This window comes from Streptomyces sp. NPDC005485, from assembly GCF_040606085.1.
GTDB lineage: Bacteria > Actinomycetota > Actinomycetes > Streptomycetales > Streptomycetaceae > Streptomyces.
This window is the reverse complement of the sequence record NZ_JBEXDZ010000066.1, coordinates 28358-45639: the sequence shown is the minus strand read 5'-3', so window position 1 is coordinate 45639 and position 17282 is coordinate 28358. Positions and strand designations below refer to the sequence as shown.

At 70.9% G+C, this 17282-nt stretch carries 19 protein-coding genes and 1 pseudogene; 13 read left to right on the top strand and 7 right to left on the bottom strand.

Going from position 1 to position 17282, the window contains the following annotated elements; all coding sequences use genetic code 11:
• Positions 1-91: 91 nt before the first annotated feature.
• Positions 92-841 (bottom strand): SDR family oxidoreductase, encoded by a 750-nt coding sequence (locus ABZS97_RS22640; protein WP_356140109.1) that lies wholly within the window; start codon positions 839-841, stop codon positions 92-94.
• A gap of 154 nt (positions 842-995) precedes the next feature.
• Here ABZS97_RS22640 and ABZS97_RS22635 point away from each other — a divergent pair, with 154 nt between their 5' ends.
• Both ABZS97_RS22635 and ABZS97_RS22630 read left to right on the top strand, forming a co-directional pair.
• Entirely contained in the window at positions 996-1817 is an 822-nt protein-coding gene (locus ABZS97_RS22635) for an AIM24 family protein (protein ID WP_356140108.1), read from the top strand.
• Between the two features lie 73 nt (positions 1818-1890).
• Positions 1891-1977 (top strand): annotated as a pseudogene (locus ABZS97_RS22630) (dihydrofolate reductase); the annotation flags it as partial.
• Positions 1978-2055: 78 nt separating this feature from the next.
• Here ABZS97_RS22630 and ABZS97_RS22625 read toward each other — a convergent pair.
• The 5 genes from ABZS97_RS22625 to ABZS97_RS22605 form a co-directional block, all read right to left on the bottom strand.
• Complete coding sequence (locus ABZS97_RS22625; RefSeq protein ID WP_356140107.1) at positions 2056-2478, bottom strand: hypothetical protein; 423 nt, start codon at positions 2476-2478, stop codon at positions 2056-2058.
• Between the two features lie 33 nt (positions 2479-2511).
• Positions 2512-3708, bottom strand: a complete 1197-nt coding sequence (locus tag ABZS97_RS22620) for a globin domain-containing protein (protein WP_356140106.1) — start codon at positions 3706-3708, stop codon at positions 2512-2514.
• A 141-nt stretch (positions 3709-3849) separates the two neighbouring features.
• Positions 3850-4293 (bottom strand): nitric oxide-sensing transcriptional repressor NsrR, encoded by a 444-nt coding sequence (gene nsrR, locus ABZS97_RS22615; protein WP_356140105.1) that lies wholly within the window; start codon positions 4291-4293, stop codon positions 3850-3852.
• A gap of 176 nt (positions 4294-4469) precedes the next feature.
• The gene (locus ABZS97_RS22610) at positions 4470-4856 is read right to left on the bottom strand and encodes a ribonuclease domain-containing protein (RefSeq protein ID WP_356140104.1); all 387 of its coding nucleotides are present in this window, start codon (positions 4854-4856) and stop codon (positions 4470-4472) included.
• 124 nt (positions 4857-4980) lie between these two features.
• The gene (locus tag ABZS97_RS22605) at positions 4981-5187 is read right to left on the bottom strand and encodes a hypothetical protein (protein WP_356140103.1); all 207 of its coding nucleotides are present in this window, start codon (positions 5185-5187) and stop codon (positions 4981-4983) included.
• Positions 5188-5419: 232 nt separating this feature from the next.
• Here ABZS97_RS22605 and ABZS97_RS22600 point away from each other — a divergent pair, with 232 nt between their 5' ends.
• The 4 genes from ABZS97_RS22600 to ABZS97_RS22585 all read left to right on the top strand — a co-directional run bounded on the left by ABZS97_RS22600 (position 5420) and on the right by ABZS97_RS22585 (position 9242).
• The gene (locus tag ABZS97_RS22600) at positions 5420-6682 is read left to right on the top strand and encodes a histidine kinase (protein WP_356140102.1); all 1263 of its coding nucleotides are present in this window, start codon (positions 5420-5422) and stop codon (positions 6680-6682) included.
• A gap of 82 nt (positions 6683-6764) precedes the next feature.
• Positions 6765-7445: a response regulator transcription factor gene (locus ABZS97_RS22595; RefSeq protein WP_356140101.1), complete on the top strand. Its 681-nt coding sequence runs from the start codon at positions 6765-6767 to the stop codon at positions 7443-7445.
• Between the two features lie 41 nt (positions 7446-7486).
• Positions 7487-8671: a cytochrome P450 gene (locus tag ABZS97_RS22590; protein ID WP_356140100.1), complete on the top strand. Its 1185-nt coding sequence runs from the start codon at positions 7487-7489 to the stop codon at positions 8669-8671.
• A 67-nt stretch (positions 8672-8738) separates the two neighbouring features.
• Positions 8739-9242 carry a hypothetical protein gene (locus ABZS97_RS22585; protein ID WP_356140099.1) on the top strand — a complete coding sequence of 168 codons (504 nt, stop codon included), beginning with the start codon at positions 8739-8741 and terminating at the stop codon, positions 9240-9242.
• 15 nt (positions 9243-9257) lie between these two features.
• Here the strand turns inward: ABZS97_RS22585 and ABZS97_RS22580 are convergent, their stop codons facing one another.
• Positions 9258-10271 (bottom strand): Gfo/Idh/MocA family oxidoreductase, encoded by a 1014-nt coding sequence (locus tag ABZS97_RS22580; RefSeq protein WP_356140098.1) that lies wholly within the window; start codon positions 10269-10271, stop codon positions 9258-9260.
• A 129-nt stretch (positions 10272-10400) separates the two neighbouring features.
• Here ABZS97_RS22580 and ABZS97_RS22575 point away from each other — a divergent pair, with 129 nt between their 5' ends.
• The 7 genes from ABZS97_RS22575 to ABZS97_RS22545 all read left to right on the top strand — a co-directional run bounded on the left by ABZS97_RS22575 (position 10401) and on the right by ABZS97_RS22545 (position 17223).
• The gene (locus ABZS97_RS22575; protein WP_356140111.1) at positions 10401-11138 is read left to right on the top strand and encodes a GntR family transcriptional regulator; all 738 of its coding nucleotides are present in this window, start codon (positions 10401-10403) and stop codon (positions 11136-11138) included.
• Positions 11139-11294: 156 nt separating this feature from the next.
• The gene (locus ABZS97_RS22570; protein WP_356140097.1) at positions 11295-12284 is read left to right on the top strand and encodes a sugar ABC transporter substrate-binding protein; all 990 of its coding nucleotides are present in this window, start codon (positions 11295-11297) and stop codon (positions 12282-12284) included.
• A gap of 233 nt (positions 12285-12517) precedes the next feature.
• Complete coding sequence (locus ABZS97_RS22565) at positions 12518-13522, top strand: sugar ABC transporter substrate-binding protein (RefSeq protein ID WP_356140096.1); 1005 nt, start codon at positions 12518-12520, stop codon at positions 13520-13522.
• Positions 13519-14574 carry an ABC transporter permease gene (locus tag ABZS97_RS22560; RefSeq protein ID WP_356140095.1) on the top strand — a complete coding sequence of 352 codons (1056 nt, stop codon included), beginning with the start codon at positions 13519-13521 and terminating at the stop codon, positions 14572-14574. The genes ABZS97_RS22565 and ABZS97_RS22560 overlap by 4 nt, the downstream gene beginning before the upstream one ends.
• Positions 14571-15437 (top strand): ATP-binding cassette domain-containing protein, encoded by an 867-nt coding sequence (locus tag ABZS97_RS22555; RefSeq protein WP_356140094.1) that lies wholly within the window; start codon positions 14571-14573, stop codon positions 15435-15437. Before ABZS97_RS22560 ends, ABZS97_RS22555 begins: the two co-directional genes overlap by 4 nt.
• 59 nt (positions 15438-15496) lie before the next feature.
• Positions 15497-16642 carry an ROK family glucokinase gene (locus tag ABZS97_RS22550; protein ID WP_356140093.1) on the top strand — a complete coding sequence of 382 codons (1146 nt, stop codon included), beginning with the start codon at positions 15497-15499 and terminating at the stop codon, positions 16640-16642.
• Positions 16639-17223 (top strand): sugar kinase, encoded by a 585-nt coding sequence (locus ABZS97_RS22545; RefSeq protein ID WP_356140092.1) that lies wholly within the window; start codon positions 16639-16641, stop codon positions 17221-17223. The genes ABZS97_RS22550 and ABZS97_RS22545 overlap by 4 nt, the downstream gene beginning before the upstream one ends.
• The last annotated feature ends 59 nt before the right edge of the window (positions 17224-17282 follow it).

Here is a 17282-nt window from a genome sequence, read left to right as displayed (position 1 = left end):
CGCCCCGCGGGGGGGGGGGGTCGCTCGTGGCGTGCGGGGGGCGGGGGGCGGCCGCGGTCTGCCGGACCCCCCCCCCGCCCCCCGTCGCCCGCTACGCCGCATGCCCTCCGTCCACGGAGAACTCCGCCCCGGTGACGTACGCCGCGTCGCCGCCCGCCAGGTAGGCGACCATCGACGCCACCTCCTGCGCCGAGCCGAAACGCCCGAGGGCGGTCATCGAGGCCTGGCCGGACGCGTACGGCCCGTCCGCCGGGTTCATATCGGTGTCGACCGGCCCCGGATGGACGATGTTCACGGTGACCCCGCGGTCGCCCAGCTCGCGGGCCAGCGCCTTCGTCAGCCCGATGAGGGCCGACTTGCTGGTCGCGTACAGCGTGCCGCCCGGGCCGGGCACCCGCTGCGTCATGCACGTGCCGATCGTGACGATCCGGCCACCGCGTTCCAGATGCCCGGCCGCCGCCTGCGAGGCGAGGAAGACCCCGCGCACGTTCACCGCCAGCACCCGGTCCACCTCGGTGAGAGGCAGCGAGTCCAGGGGGCCGAGCACCCCCACGCCCACGTTGTTGACGAGCACGTCGAGGCGGCCGAGCGCCTCCACCGCGCGGTCGACCGCCCCGGCGGCCTCGCCCGCGTCCGCGGAATCCGCCCGCAGGGCGAGCCCGCGCCGGCCGAGCGCGGAGATCTCCCGTACGACCTCGTCCGCGGCCTCCTTGTCCCGCACATAGGTGAGGGCCACATCGGCGCCCTCCCGGGCGAGCCGGAGCGCCGTGGCCGCCCCGATCCCCCGGCTGCCGCCGGTCACGAGGGCCACCTTGCCCTCCATGGATGCCTTGCCGTTCATGGATTCCCGCGCAAACGATGATGAAGTCATGGGTCCATCCCAGCCGTCGCGGACCCCTGGCGCTGGCGGCAAACGGACGACGAGTTCGGGTGGCAAACGGACGACGGGACCGGCCGGCCGGAACCTTTCGACCTATTTCTCCCGTTCTTGTCTTGTGACTCTTCAGCAAGAAATCGTCGGCAACGCCATGCAGATGGCGGTCGTCAGCCTGCAGCCGGGGCAGACCGTCTACTGCGAGGCGGGGAAGTTCCTCTTCAAGACCACGAACGTGACCATGGAGACCCGGCTCTCCGGCCCCGCGGGCAGCGGCGGCCAGCAGCCAGGCGCCGGCGGCCCCGGTGGCGGCATGGGCGGCATGCTGCGCCAGGCCATGGGCACGGCGATGCAGGTCGGCCAGCGCGCCCTCGCGGGCGAGTCCCTGGCGTTCCAGTACTTCACCTCGACGGGCGGGGAGGGCACCGTCGGCTTTGCCGGTGTGCTCCCCGGCGAGATGCGCGCGCTGGAACTCGACGGCACGCGCGCGTGGTTCGCCGAGAAGGACGCCTTCGTGGCCGCCGAGTCGAGCGTGGACTTCGGGATCGCCTTCCAGGGCGGCCGTACCGGGCGCAGCGGCGGCGAGGGCTTCGTCCTGGAGAAGTTCACCGGCCGCGGGACCGTGATCATCGCCGGTGCGGGCAACTTCATCGACCTCAACCCCGCCGAGTTCGGCGGCCGCATCGAGGTCGACACAGGCTGCGTCGTCGCCTTCGAGGAGGGCATCCAGTACGGGGTCCAGCGCGTCGGCGGCCTCAACAGGCAGGGGCTCATGAACGCGGTCTTCGGCGGCGAGGGCCTCTCCCTGGCCACCCTGGAGGGCAACGGCCGGGTGATCCTCCAGTCCCTCACCATCGAGAGCCTCGCCAACGCCCTGAGGAAGGCCCAGGGCGGCGACAAGCAGGGCCCCACGGGAGGACTGTTCTCGACCCAAGCCGGGTGAGCGATGAGTTGCGGGTCCCGGTGGGGTCTGCCTTGGTGACAACAGGCCCCACTCACGACCGACGGTTCGCGACGCGAGCTACTGGCCGAAGATCACCGACCCCGGCAACCCGATCGCCGCCAAGCTGAACGCCCAGCCGAAGTACGTCGCCTCGTCGACACGCTCCACACGTACGACGTGGCGGGCCGCCCCACGTACGGCAGTTACTAGGTGGTCGGCCGGCTTTCGGCGGGGCCGATCAGGCGGTGAGCAGGCCCAGGGCGAGCAAGGTGAGGACCTTGAGTGTCTCGGCGGCCACGTAGAAGTGGTGGGCGCGGGAGCGCGGCAGGCTCTCACCGGCGAGCACGCGGGTGGAACGGCGGTTGAGGGCGGGCCGGATCACCAGGAGCTGTACGGCGAGCAGCAGCACGGCAGTTGCCGTCAGCACGCCTACGGACGGGGGAGGGCCGCCGGTCGCCACCGCTGCGAGGAGAACACCGGCGAGGACGGTCTCGACGCGGTTGAGCGCACGGAAGACGACGCGGCCGATGCCGAGGCCGATGGGCAGGGTCACTCCCGGAGCCCGGAACTTCAACGGGGCCTCCAGGAAGGAGATGGCGAGGACCATCCCGAGCCATACGAAGGTGACCGCAGCGGCGACGGCCTCGGACGTGGAGTTCACGCGCACACCCCTCTTTCCGGTTTCCGGGTCGGGTTATTCGTTGCCGAGCCAGAGGTCGGGGCCGAAGACTTCGTAGTGGACGGCGTGCGCGGGCACCCCGCGGCGGAGCAGGTCGCCGCGTACCGCGCGCATGAAGGGCAGCGAGCCGCACAGGTACGCGGTCACTCCGTCGGGCAGATCGAGCGCGGCCGCGTCGGCCAGGCCGGACAACGCCTCCGGCGCGCTGTCACCGGGCTCCTCGTACCACAGGTGCAGGCGGGCGTTCGGGAGCGAGGAGACGAGCCGGCGCTGCTCGTCGCGGTGGGCGTGGTCGGCCGGGGTGCGGTCGGCGTGCATCACGGTCAGCGGGCGGGTCGGGTCCGCGACCGCCAGGTGGTGCAGCATGGACAGCATCGGGGTGACGCCGATCCCCGCGGACGCCAGCAGCAAGGGCCCGTCGCCCTCCGGCAGGACGAGGTCGCCGAACGGTGCGGAGACGCTGAGCAGGTCGCCGGTCCGGGCCTGCTCGTGCAGCCGGGACGACACCTCGCCCTCCGGGCCCGCGCCGGCCCGCACGCGCTTGACGGTGATGCGCCAATGCGGGCTGCCGGGGTCACCGGAGAGGCTGTACTGGCGTATCTGGCGGGCGCCGTCGGGGAGTTCGGTGCGGACGCTGACGTACTGGCCCGGGCGGAAGGCCCCCGCCGGGGCGCCGTCGGCGGGGCGCAGGACCAAGGAGACCGCGTCGGAGGTCACCTCGTGCCGCTCGACGATCTCCATCTCCCGCCAGGCCCCGCCCTCGGCTGTGCCGGAGTCCTGGTAGAGCCGCGCCTCCAGGGCGATGAGGGCGTTGGCCATCAGCCAGTACACCTCGTCCCAGGCGGCGGCCACCTCGGGGGTGACCGCGCTGCCGAGGACGTCGCCGATCGCTGCGAAGAGGTGCTGGTGGACGAGCTTGTACTGGTCGGAGGTGATGCCGAGCGAGGCGTGCTTGTGGGCGATCCGGGCGAGCATCGCGTCGGGCCGGGACTCGGGGCGTTCGACCAGCATGCCCGCGAACGCGGCGATGGAGCCGGCCAGCGCCTTCTGCTGTTCCCCGTTGGCCTGGTTGCCGCGGTTGAACAGGTCACGCAGGAGCTCGGGTCGGTCCTGGAAGAGCCTGGCGTAGAACCCCTCGGTTATCTCGCCGATCGCGGCGCCGACGAGGGGCAGGGTGGCACGGACGACCGGGGTGGACTGCTCGGACAGCACAGCGTCTCCTGAACTGGTAAGTGATATGCGTATTTAAGGATGTGGGTCGCGGGCCCCGTTGAGTGCGGGTGCGGAAATGCGGTGCTCTCCCGCCTCCTGGAGGCGGTGCTCTTCCGCTCCCTCGGGACGGTGTCCCCTCGCCTACTCGGGGCGGCGGCCGACCAGTCCGACGAGGACCGGCCCGGTGGGGGACGCCACCAGATCGGCCACCGTCAACGGGTCGAGCGAGGCGTAGAAGGCTTCCTGGGCGTCGCGCAGCGCCCGGCGCAACCGGCACGCCCCGCGCAGCGGACAGGGGGGATCGCCGTCGCAGGCGACGACCTCGCCGTCGCCCTCCAGCTCCCGCACCAGCCAGCCGACCGAAGCGTGCCGGCCCAGCTGGGTCAGGTCCAACCCGCCGCCACGCCCTCGTCGCGCCTCCAGGACACCGAGGTGCTGCAGCCGGGTGATCGCCTTCGCCATGTGGGTGGCGGGCACGCCCATGGCCTGGGCCACCTCTCGGGTGGTCAGGGGCTCGTCCTGCTCGGAAACCGCCAGACGCATCACGGCACGCAGCGCCAGGTCGGTGAACTTCGTCAACCGCACGCAAGGACAGTATCAAATGCGCATGTTGAATGCGTATTTAAGGCTCCAGCGAGCATGCGGAGTGCGTCACAGGGGGCGTGGCTGTGGAGGGGCCCCGTCGGTTGCTCCATGGGGCTGGAGGCCCGGCTGAACGCGGGCCGGGCCTCCAGCCGGTCGAGATGGCGGACCGTCAGGCCTCAGCAGCCGAAGTCGACGAGGTCGAACGTGGCGTAGTGGTCGGAGGTGTAGTAGTCCTCCTGGGTCTCCTCACCGGTGACGATGCGACGCGCACCGCGCGTGGAGGAGCCCGGAGTGATCACGGTGTACTCGTGATAGTAGCCAGTGGACTGGCTGGGCAGGACGCCTTCCCGGTTCTGGAAGACGACACCGTCCTGCGAGTACGGGAAGGGGCCGTTCGATGCGATCAGGTCGAGCGTGTGGTGCGCCTGGGAGGGCAGGGCGCTGTAGCAGATGCTGCCGACAGCGGCGGACGCCGGGGTGGCGGTGACGGCGCCGCCGACGAGGAGGGCGGACAGGACGGCGGCTGCGGCGCCGATGCGAGTGATCCGTGGGGGGAATCTCATGGCTTCATGATGACGCGCGTAGACAGTGGCATGTCAATGACAACCTGAGAGGTTTTCCCGTCAAGTCCGATGAGTTTTCGGGAAGTTAACCTGGCGTGGGGCGGGCTCCACGAAGCCTGCACGTTCAGTCCGGTTTCCGGCTCTCGGCGGCTGCGAACAGCGCGAACGACAGCACGAGCAGGGCGATGCTCGCGTAGATCTCGTAGCCGTCCAGGAAGTCGAACCGCTGCACGACGCCCCAGCCGTGCAGCCTGCCGCTCAGTGCGTTTACCAGTCCGATGGCGCCCTGCACCAGGGCGAGACAGCCGAGAGATTCCAGAGCCTGCTTCATGGGAAGACCCTCGCCCCGCGGGCCCCCCGCGCTCATCGGCCGTGGGGCGAGGCATGTCCGACCGAAGTCGCCGCGTTCGGATGAGGGCCGTGACGAAAGTCTGAAGTGGCTCGACTTTCGTCGGCGATACCCCGCGTGGGGAGGTCGCGTCGGCCGTGCATGCGTAGATTTGTCGACTGTGAGTGGTGACAAGCAGGGGGACGAGTCTTCGCCGCGGGCACGGAGCGGGACCGTGCTGCCCGCCCCGCAGTACGCCGTGCTGCCCGGGCGGCGCTGGCTGCTGCCGTCGGCCCTGGCCGCGGGTTTCGACCCCGACCGGGCGGAGCGCTCCACGCGGTGGGGCCGACCGCGGCGCACCGTGCGCGACTGGGTCGTCGACTTCGGGTGCTTCCTGCTCGCCGTCGTGATCGGCGTGCTGAGCGCGAACACGGTGTCCCACGACCCGAACACCCCGCACACGCTCGCCGTCCTCGACCAGTTGCTCGGCGCGCTCGCCTGCGCCGCCGTCTGGCTGCGCCGCCGCTGGCCGCTCGGGCTCGCCGTCGCCATGATCCCCGTGGGGCTGATCTCGAACACCGCGAGCGGCGCGGGCCTGGTCGCCCTGTTCACGCTGGCCGTGCACCGGCCCTTCAAGTACGCGGGTGGGCTCGGTGCCGTCCAGCTCGCCCTGATCCCGCTGTTCTTCTGGCTGCGCCCCGACCCCGATCTGCCGTACGCCGCCTCGGTCGCCGTCACCGCGTTGCTGGCCGTGTCGGTGGTCGGCTGGGGGATGTTCGTACGGTCCAAGCGGCAGCTCATGCTGAGCCTGCGGGACCGGGCGTGGCGGGCCGAGACGGAGGCGGCGCTGCGGGCCGAGCAGGCACAGCGGCTCGCCCGTGAGGCCATCGCGCGCGAGATGCACGACGTACTCGCCCATCGGCTGACCCTGCTGAGCGTGCATGCCGGGGCGCTGGAGTTCCGGCCGGACGCGCCGCAGGCGGAGGTCGCGCGTGCCGCCGGGGTGATCAGGGAGAGCGCGCACGAGGCGTTGCAGGACCTGCGGGAGATCATCGGAGTGCTGCGCGCGGGTGACGCCGACGACGCGGGGCGGCCGCAGCCGACACTGGTGGCCCTGGACGGTCTGGTCTCCGAGTCGCGCGCGGCCGGTATGAAGGTCGTCCTCGACAACCGTGTCACCGACCCGGCCGGCGTCCCCGCGTCCGTCGGCCGCACCGCGTACCGCATCGCCCAGGAGGGCCTGACCAACGCCCGCAAACACGCGCCCGGCGCGGAGGTCACGGTCTGCGTCGCGGGCGCCCCCGGCGACGGCCTCACGATCTCCGTGCGCAACCCGCCGCCGCCCGGCGAGGTACCCCACGTTCCCGGCTCGGCCCAGGGCCTCATCGGCCTGACGGAGCGCGCCACCCTGGCCGGCGGCCGGCTTGAGCACGGGGCGCAGGAGGACGGCGGGTTCGCGGTCAGAGCCTGGTTGCCGTGGGGCAACGGCACCGCGTAGGCGCCGAGTTGTGCGCCCGTAGGCTTTTCCGCCGCCCCGGTGAAACGACGAACCGAGGGCGACGCCTCACTACGGTGGGGCCATGACTGTGATCCGACTGCTCCTCGTCGACGACGATCCGCTCGTGCGAGCCGGCCTCTCCTTCATGATGGGCGGCGCCGACGACATCGAGATCGTCGGCGAGGCCGCCGACGGCGGCGAGGTCGAGGCGCTCGTCGACCGCACCCGTCCTGACGTCGTCCTGATGGACATCCGGATGCCTGCGGTCGACGGCCTCGCGGCCACGGAGAAGCTGCGCGGCCGCAAGGACGCCCCCCAGGTCGTGGTCCTGACGACGTTCCACGCCGACGAGCAGGTGCTGCGGGCCCTGCGCGCGGGCGCGGGCGGGTTCGTCCTCAAGGACACCCCGCCCGTGGAGATCCTCGAAGCGGTACGGCGCGTCGCCGCGGGCGATCCCGTGCTGTCGCCCGCCGTCACCCGCCAGTTGATGGCGCACGCCGCCGGCTCCGCACTCGACACCCGCCGCTCCGGTGCCCGCGACCGCATCGCCGCGCTCAACGACCGCGAGCGCGAGGTGGCCGTCGCCGTCGGACAGGGCAGGTCGAACGCCGACATCGCGAGCGAGCTGTTCATGAGCGTCGCGACCGTCAAGACACACGTCTCCCGCATCCTCGCCAAACTCGACCTCAACAACCGTGTGCAGATCGCCCTGTTGACCTACGACGCCGGGCTCCTGGAGGAGCTCGAAGGGGACGGGCACTAGTCCGACCGCCCGGCCGTTGGAGGGGCGAGGGGGGATGTCGTATGGCGGATGTGGTCGATCTGGGGGAGTGGGGTGCGGGGTTCACCGAGGACCCGCACCCGGTGTACGCGCAGCTGCGGGCGCTGGGGCCGGTGCACAAGGTGCGGCTGCCGCCGCCCGACCAGCACCACGAGACGTGGCTCGTCGTCGGATACGAGGAGGCGCGGGCAGCGCTCGCCGATCCGCGGCTGGCCAAGGACGGGGCGAGGATCGGGTTCACGTTCCTCGACGAGGAGCTGATCGGCAAGTACCTGCTGATCGCCGACCCGCCGCAGCACACGCGGCTGCGGGGGCTGATCGCCCGTGCGTTCACCATGCGCCGGGTGGAGGCGCTGCGCCCGCGCGTCCAGGAGATCACCGACGCGCTGATCGACGCGATGCTGCCGCACGGACACGCAGACCTCGTGGAGTCGTTCGCGTATCCGCTGCCGCTCACGGTCATCTGCGAACTGCTCGGGGTGCCCGAGATCGACCGGGCCGCCTTCCGGGCACTGTCCACGGAGGCGGTCGCGCCCGCCGACGCGCAGAGCGAGCACGAGGCGTTCGTTCAACTCGCCGCCTACCTCACCGACTTGATCGAGGACAAGCGGCGCGCCGGGCCGGCCGACGACCTGCTGAGCAGCCTCATCCGCACCACCGCCGAGGACGGCGACCGGCTCTCGCCCGAGGAACTGCGCGGCATGGCGTTCGTGCTGCTCATCGCCGGGCACGAGACGACGGTCAACCTCATCACGAGCGGCGTCCACGCCCTGCTCACACACCCCGGGCAACTCGCCGCGCTGCGGGCCGACATGACCCTCCTCGACGGGGCCGTCGAGGAGATGCTGCGCTACGACGGCCCCGTGGAGAACGCGACCTTCCGGTTCGCCGCCGAGCCGCTCGTCATCGGCGGTACGGCGGTCTCTGCGGGCGACCCGGTGATGATCGGCCTCACCGCGGCCGACCGCGACGGGGGCAGATATCCGGCCCCCGACCGCTTCGACATCCGGCGCGACGCCCGCGGCCACCTCGCCTTCGGGCACGGCATCCACTACTGCCTGGGCGCACCCCTGGCCCGTCTCGAAGCGCGTATCGCGCTGCCCTCCCTGCTGGATCGCTGCCCGGACCTGGCCCTCGACGGACCGCCGAGCGGCCGCCTGCCCGGCATGCTGATGCGCGGCGTGCGGAGGATGCCGGTGCGCTGGTAGTTCACGCCGGTGCGTGTCGTCGTCCGCGCGTCCCTGCCGCCGTCCGTGAACCGTCAGGAGGCCGACCGTGCTGCGTACCGCGGAGATCACCGCCGAGCTGACCGGACTGCCGCCGCGCGGCACGGACACCCACGAGCTGCACTGGCGCTCCAAGCTGGAATTCACCCTGGACTGCTTCGTCTGCGAGCGCACCGGCCGTACGACGGTCATCGAGCGCGGCGCCGAACGGGCGCTGTGCTCCGGCAGCCGCGGCGGCTTCCCCCGTCACTACGCCGCGGCCCGGCTCGCCGCGTTCGACACGACGCGGGGCGCCGAGCGCCTGGCGGTCCGTGCCCTGGTCGACTTCTGGTGGGCGCCCTTCCAGGACGCCCGTGACGGCAATCAGGCCATGGCGCCCACCAGCCATCCCTGGGTCCGGCTCCACCTGGCGTACCACTGCCGGGACACCGAGGAGTCGGGCACCGGCAGCACCCAGACCAACGCGGTGCGCCCGCACGAGGTGATCTGCCGCCACTGCGAGCGCGTACTCGCCACGAGCACGCAGACCCCGGCCGTACGGCTTCTCGGGTGACCCGGGTGCGCGAGCTCAGTCGCGTCCGCCCGGGACCTCCGTCAGCCGCACCGGCCGCCGCTCGTGCCGCGACAGCTCGCACGCCTCGGCGATGCGCAGGGCGTGCAGCGCCTCTCGGCCGTCGCACGGGTTGGCGCGCTCACCGCGGACCACCTCGACGAAGGCGCCGAGCTCGGCCTCGTACGCGGGGCCGAAGCGTTCCAGGAAGCCGGTCCACGGCTTGGTCGCGGGCGGGGGTCCGGCCGGTTCCGTGGACGCGATCGGCGTCCGGTCGTCGAGCCCGACGGCGATCTGGTCCAGCTCGCCGGCCAGCTCCATACGGACGTCGTAGCCCGCACCGTTCGTCCGGGTCGCCGTCGCCGTCGCGAGCGTGCCGTCGTCGAACGTGAGGACGGCGGCGGCCGTGTCGATGTCGTGGGCCTCGCGGAACATCGCCGGGCCGGCGTCCGACCCGGTCGCGTACACCTCGACGATCTCGTGGCCGGTCACCCAGCGCAGCATGTCGAAGTCGTGGACCAGGCAGTCCCGGTAGAGGCCGCCGGAGAGCGGGAGGTACGCGGCCGGCGGCGGCGACTGGTCGGACGTCATCGCACGCACCGTGTGCAGCCGCCCGAGCCGGCCCGAGCGCACCGCTTCCCGGGCCGCCGTGTACCCCACGTCGAAGCGGCGCTGGAAGCCCAGCTGCAGAACCGTTCCGGCGGTGTCGACCTCGGCGAGCGCGGTCAGCGTGCCCGGCAGATCGAGGGCGATGGGCTTCTCGCAGAACACCGGGAGCCCCGACCGTGCTGCCCGACCGATCAGTTCGCCATGCGCCGAGGTCGCGGCCGTGATGACCACCGCGTCCACGCCCCAGGTGAAGATCTCGTCCACGCCGGGCGCCGCCGTCGCCCCCAGCCGGTCCGCGAGCGCATGGGCCCTCGCGGGATCCGCATCCGTCACGATGAGAGAGCCGCCGACCTCGCGGTGACGGCTGAGAGTCGTCGCATGGAATGTACCGATACGACCCGCTCCGATGAGTCCGATGCGCATGGGACCTATTGGGGGGCCGACCAGGCACGCTGTCAATGCGAATGTCCGGACAATCGAACTTCACAACTTCCCGTCAACATCTCCCGGAGCTACGCTCAGGCCGTGCCGAAACCAGAAGTCGATCCGACCGTGTCGCTCCAGCTCAGCGTCGACCGCAGCAGCCCGGTCCCGCTCTACTTCCAGCTGTCCCAGCAGCTGGAGGCCGCGATCGAGCACGGAACGCTGACACCGGGCAGCCTGCTGGGCAACGAGATCGAGCTCGCGGGGCGCCTCGGCCTGTCCCGGCCGACCGTCCGCCAGGCGATCCAGTCCCTGGTCGACAAGGGACTGCTGGTGCGCCGCCGAGGCGTCGGCACCCAGGTCGTGCACAGCCAGGTCAAGCGCCCGATGGAGCTCAGCAGCCTCTACGACGACCTGGAGGCGGCGGGCCAGCGCCCCGCGACCCATGTGCTGCGCAACATCCTCGAACCCGCCTCCGCCGAGGTCGCGGCGGCCCTCGGGGTCGCCGAGGGCAGCGAGGTGCACCGGGTCGAGCGGCTCCGCCTCGCGCACGGCGAACCGATGGCACACCTGTGCAACCACCTGCCCACCGGCCTGCTGGACCTCGACAGCGCGCAGCTGGAGGGCACCGGCCTGTACCGGATGATGCGCGCGGCAGGCATCACCCTGCACAGCGCCCGGCAGTCCGTCGGCGCCCGCGCGGCCACCGCCGAGGAGGGCGAACGGCTCGGCGAGCCCGAGGGCGCACCCCTGCTCACCATGCAGCGCACCACCTTCGACGACACCGGCCGCGCCGTCGAGTTCGGCTCCCACACCTACCGCGCCTCGCGCTACTCCTTCGAGTTCCAGCTCCTCGTACGACCGTGACGCCGCACGGGCCGCGCATGCGGGGGTAACCCCGTAGGAGTGGAGAGTCCATCTCGATCGTAAGAATGTTCTGGCAAACCGATGGACGGGCGCTCGACCCCGAAGCTAGAACTCCCTCAGCCGCAACGGGGCGGCCGGGAGAAGAGGGGTCCGACCATGCGTACAGCCCGAACAGCAGTGGCGGTGCTGGCCACGATCGCGCTCGCCGCGGGGTGCAGCAGTTCCGGTGGCAAGGACTCGCAGGACAAGGCGAGCGACAGCGGGGGCGGCAAGGCGGTCGGCACGCCCCGCCTGAAAATCGCCATGATCACCCACGCGGGTGAGGGCGACACCTTCTGGGACATCGTGCAGAGCGGCGCCAAGCAGGCGGCGGCCAAGGACAACGTCCAGTTCCTGTACTCCAACGACAAGGAGGCCAAGGGGCAGGCCGAGCTGGTGCAGGCCGCGATCGACAAGAAGGTCGACGGCATCGTGGTCACCCTGGCCAAGCCCGAGGCCATGAAGGACGTCCTCGCCAACGCCCGGAAGGCGGGCATCCCCGTCGTGTCGATCAACTCCGGCGCGGAGTACTCGAAGCAGTTCGGCGCCCTCGTGCACTTCGGCCAGGACGAGTCGGTGGCCGGTGAGGCCGTCGGCGAGGAGCTGAACAAGCGCGGACTGAAGAAGGCCGTCTGCGTCATCCACGAGCAGGGCAACGTCTCCCTGGAGCAGCGCTGCGCGGGTGTGAAGAAGACCTTCAAGGGCTCGCTCGAGAACCTCGGCGTCGACGGCACCAACGCTCCCTCCTCGCAGTCCTCCATCGAGGCGAAGCTCCAGGCCACCAAGGGCATCGACGCGGTCGTCACCCTCGGCGCCCCGATCGCCGCCGTCGCCGTCAAGGCGAAGGACGACGCGGGCAGCAAGGCAGAGATCGCCACCTTCGACCTGAACGCCGAGGTGGTCAGGCGGTTGAAGGCCAAGGAGGTCGACTTCGCCGTGGACCAGCAGCCCTACCTGCAGGGATACGAGGCCATCGACGAACTGTGGCTCTACAGGACCAACGGCAACGTGATCGGCGGCGGCAAGACCGTCTTCACCGGCCCGGCGCTCGTCACCGAGAAGGACGTACCGCAGCTGGAGAAGTACACCGCGCGCGGTACCCGCTGATGGGGTGCATGATCCCGGTGCACGCCGTGTCCGCCCGGGGGACAACCCCCGGGCCCCCGGCCCAAGGGCGTCCGGGGTGCCCGGGACCTGCGCGGACACGGCGATCAAGGGTCGGCGATACTTGGGCGTTCGGCGCCGGAGACCCTCCGGCCCCAGGGGCCTGCGGAAAGGCCCTCCGGGCCGGTCCGCAGGGCCCGGCGCACCAAGCGGCACAGCAAGAAGGGCACGGCCTCGTGGCACGGACTCGGACCTGGGTAAGCATCGCGCTCGCAGGGGCGCTGGGGGTGTCCCTCGCGGGATGCAGCAGCACCGGCGGCAAGAAGGCCGAGGACGCCCGCAAGGCCGCGTCGGCCCAGGGGAGGGCCGCGGTCAACACGCCCAGGTGGACCTTCGCGATGATCACCCACTCGGGTGATGGCGACACCTTCTGGGACATCGTGCAGAGCGGCGCCAAGCAGGCCGCCGCCAAGGACAACATCAACTTCCTGTACTCGCACGACGACGAGGCCCAGCAGCAGGCACAGCTCATCGACGCCGCGATCGACAAGAAGGTCGACGGCATCGTCGTCACCCTCGCCAAGCCCGACGCGATGAAGGCCGCCGTGGCGCGCGCCGAGAAGGCCGGCATCCCCGTGATCACGGTGAACTCCGGCTCCGAGGAGTCCAAGGCGTTCGGTGCGCTCGCGCACATCGGCCAGGACGAGACGATCGCCGGCGAGGCCGTCGGCGAGGAGCTGAACAAGCGCGGGAAGAAGAAGGCCCTGTGCATCCTGCACGAGCAGGGCAACGTCGGCCACGAGCAGCGCTGCGCGGGTGTGAAGAAGACCTTCGACGGCGATGTGCAGAACCTCTACGTCGAGGGCACCAGCATGCCCTCCGTGCAGTCCTCGATCGGGGCGAAGCTGCAGGCCGACAAGTCCATCGACAGCGTCGTCACGCTCGGCGCCCCCTACGCCGACACCGCGGTGAAGGCCAGGACGGACGCGGGCAGCAAGGCCGAGATCGACACCTTCGACCTGAACGCCAAGGTGGCCACCGAACTCCAGGACGGCACGCTCGGCTTCGCCGTCGACCAGCAGCCCTACCTCCAGGGGTACGAGGCCGTGGACCTGCTGTGGCTCTACAAGTACAACGCCAACGTCCTCGGCGGCGGCAAGCCGGTCCTCACCGGCCCGCAGATCATCACCAAGGACATGGCCGCCGAGCTTGAGGACTACACCAAGCGGGGGACCCGATGAGCACCACCGCACCGGCGCCCGCGCCGGGCACCAAGACCGACGAACGCCTCCTGAAGACCTCGCCGCTGCGCAGGCTCCTGGGCCGGCCCGAACTCGGTTCGGTGGTCGGCGCGATCGCCGTCTTCCTCTTCTTCGCGATCTTCGCCGACAGTTTCGTACGGGCCGCGAGCCTCAGCACGGTCCTCTACGCCTCCTCGACGATCGGCATCATGGCCGTCCCGGTCGCGCTGCTGATGATCGGCGGCGAGTTCGACCTCTCCGCGGGCGTCCTGGTGACCAGCTCCGCGCTGATCTCCTCAATGTTCAGCTACCAGATGACCGCGAACGTCTGGGTCGGCGTCGGCGTCTCGCTGCTCGTCACGCTCGCCATCGGCGTGTTCAACGGCGTCATGCTGACCCGCACCGACCCGCCGAGCTTCATCATCACGCTCGGCACCTTCCTGATGCTGACCGGCATGAACCTCGGCTTCACCAAGCTGATCAGCGACACGGTCTCCACGAAGTCGATCTCCGACATGGAGGGCTTCTCCTCCGCGAAGTCCGTCTTCGCCTCCACGTTCACCATCGGCGGCGTCGACTTCAAGGTGACCATCCTGTGGTGGCTCGGCCTGATCCTGGTCGCCACCTGGATTTTGCTGCGCACCCGGTTCGGCAACTGGATCTACGCCGTGGGCGGCGGCGAGGACGCGGCCCGCGCGGTCGGCGTCCCCGTCAACAAGACCAAGATCGGCCTCTACATGGGCGTCGCCTTCGGCGCCTGGATCTCCGGCCAGCACCTGCTGTTCTCGTTCGACGTCGTGCAGTCCGGCGAGGGCGTCGGCAACGAGCTGATCTACATCATCGCCGCGGTCATCGGCGGCTGCCTGATCACCGGCGGCTACGGCTCCGCGGTCGGCGCGGCGGTCGGCGCGCTCATCTTCGGCATGGTCAGCAAGGGCATCGTGTTCGCCGAGTGGAACCCGGACTGGTTCAAGTTCTTCCTGGGAGTGATGCTGCTCCTGGCCACCCTGCTCAACCACTGGGTCCGCAAGCGCGCGGAGGCGACGAAATGACGACGGACATCACCAAGACGGCCGCCACGGACCCGGACGGCAGGGCGCTCGTCGAGCTCGACGACGTCAGTAAGTACTACGGCAACATCCGCGCCCTCGAAGGCGTCTCGCTGCAGGTGCACGCGGGGGAGATCTCCTGCGTGCTCGGCGACAACGGCGCTGGCAAGTCCACCCTCATCAAGATCATCGCTGGGCTGCACCAGCACGACGCGGGCACGCTGCGCATCGAGGGCGAGGAGACCCGTCTCGGCTCGCCGCGCGAGGCCCTGGACCGGGGCATCGCCACGGTCTACCAGGACCTCGCCGTCGTCCCGCTGATGCCGGTGTGGCGCAACTTCTTCCTCGGCTCCGAGCTCTCCAAGGGCAGCGGCCCCTTCAAGCGCATGGACGTCGAGCTCATGCGGAGGACAACCCACGCCGAGCTGCTGCGCATGGGCATCGACCTGCGCGACGTCGACCAGCCCATCGGCACCCTCTCCGGCGGTGAGCGCCAGTGCGTGGCGATCGCCCGCGCCGTCTACTTCGGCGCCAAGGTCCTCGTCCTCGACGAGCCCACCGCAGCCCTCGGTGTGAAGCAGTCCGGTGTGGTCCTCAAATATGTGGCCGCAGCACGGGACGCCGGACTGGGTGTTGTGTTGATCACCCACAATCCGCATCACGCGTATCTGGTGGGCGACCGTTTCGTGCTCCTGAAGCGCGGCACCATGTTCAGCAGCAACGCCCGCGACGAGATCACCCTCGACGAGCTGACCCGCCAAATGGCAGGCGGCAGCGAACTCGACGACCTCCGCCACGAACTGGAGCGCGCCCCCGTGCCGACCCACCTGGGAGGCCGGCCGACGGACACCGCCAAGGGCGACTAGCGGGGGCTCAGGGGGCTCCACGATGCGGGGCCGCGGGGGCGTGAGGCAGAATCGGCGCGATGAGCACCTACCGCGACTTCACCCACCGCGGCTCCGCGCGGGCCACCGTCCTGCGGACCGTGGGGACCCGTGAGCGCCGTTCCCACCTGACGGCGCCCCGCGTTCCGACCGTCGGCATCGACATCGGCGGTACGAAGGTGATGGCGGGCGTCGTCGACGCCGACGGGAACATCCTGGAGAAGGTCCGCACGGAGACGCCGGACAAGTCCAAGAGCCCCAAGGTCGTCGAGGACACCATCGTCGAGCTGGTGCTGGACCTCTCCGACCGGCACGACGTGCACGCCGTCGGCATCGGCGCGGCCGGCTGGGTCGACGCGGACCGCAACCGCGTGCTCTTCGCCCCCCACCTGTCCTGGCGCAACGAGCCCCTGCGCGACCGCATCGCGGGACGCCTCGCCGTGCCCGTTCTGGTCGACAACGACGCCAACACGGCCGCCTGGGCCGAGTGGCGCTTCGGCGCGGGCCGCGGCGAGGACCACCTGGTGATGATCACGCTCGGTACCGGTATCGGCGGCGCCATCCTCGAGGACGGCCAGGTCAAGCGCGGCAAGTTCGGCGTGGCGGGCGAGTTCGGCCATATGCAGGTCGTGCCCGGCGGCCACCGCTGCCCCTGCGGCAACCGCGGCTGCTGGGAGCAGTACAGCTCCGGCAACGCGCTGGTCCGCGAGGCCCGCGAACTCGCCGCCGCGGACTCCCCGGTGGCGTACGGGATCATCGAGCACGTCAAGGGCAACATCGCCGACATCACCGGCCCGATGATCACCGAGCTGGCCCGCGAGGGCGACGCCATGTGCATCGAGCTGCTCCAGGACATCGGCCAGTGGCTCGGCGTCGGCATCGCCAACCTGGCCGCGGCCCTCGACCCCTCCTGCTTCGTCATCGGCGGCGGCGTCTCCGCGGCCGACGACCTGCTCATCGGCCCCGCCCGCGACGCCTTCCGCAGGCACCTGACCGGCCGCGGCTACCGCCCCGAGGCCCGCATCGCGCGCGCCCAGCTCGGCCCCGAGGCCGGCATGGTCGGTGCCGCCGACCTCTCCCGCCTCGTCGCCCGCCGCTTCCGCCGCGCCAACCGCCGCCGGGTCGAGCGCTACGAGCGGTACGAGCGCTACGTGGAGTCGCGCCGTACCTCGCAGGAGACACTGTGACGGCCTCCCTGCCACGCCAGGCCTCGCCCCCGGACGAGCCGCGGCGGCGTCCTCCGGAGGACCGGCGCCACCGCAACCGCCGCCGCGCCCTGACCCTGCTGATCATCGTGCTCCTGATCGGCGTCCCGGCCGGCTACCTGGTCATCTCCGCCAACCAGAGCCGCAACAGCGGCAAGGACAAGGAGGCGAAGTACTCGGCGACCGGCCTCACCACGGGGTGGCCGTCGAAGGTGCAGCGCCGCCTCTACCAGCTGCCGATCCCGCACCCGGCGGACTGGGTCGCCTACTACGAGACGAACAACTGGAAGACCAGCCGTCTCTACGTCCAGTTCCAGACCTCCGACGCGAACCTGGACGTCTTCCTCGCCGACCTGGGCACCAGCCGGGCCGACCTGAAGGAGGACCACATCACCATCAGCGCCCGCGACCAGAAGGTCACCGGCTGGGAGTTCAGCGGCCGCGGCCCCTGGTACGGCCTCGTCCACAAGCAGAAGAACCCGGCGCCCACCCAGGACGTCCTGGTGAACCTGTCGGACCCCACCCGTCCCTTCGTGTTCGTCGTCTCCCGCACGACCCCCTGACGGGGCCGCCGAGGCCACCGGGCCCGTCGCCGAGGCCGATTGTCAGAGGCCGCCCGTAG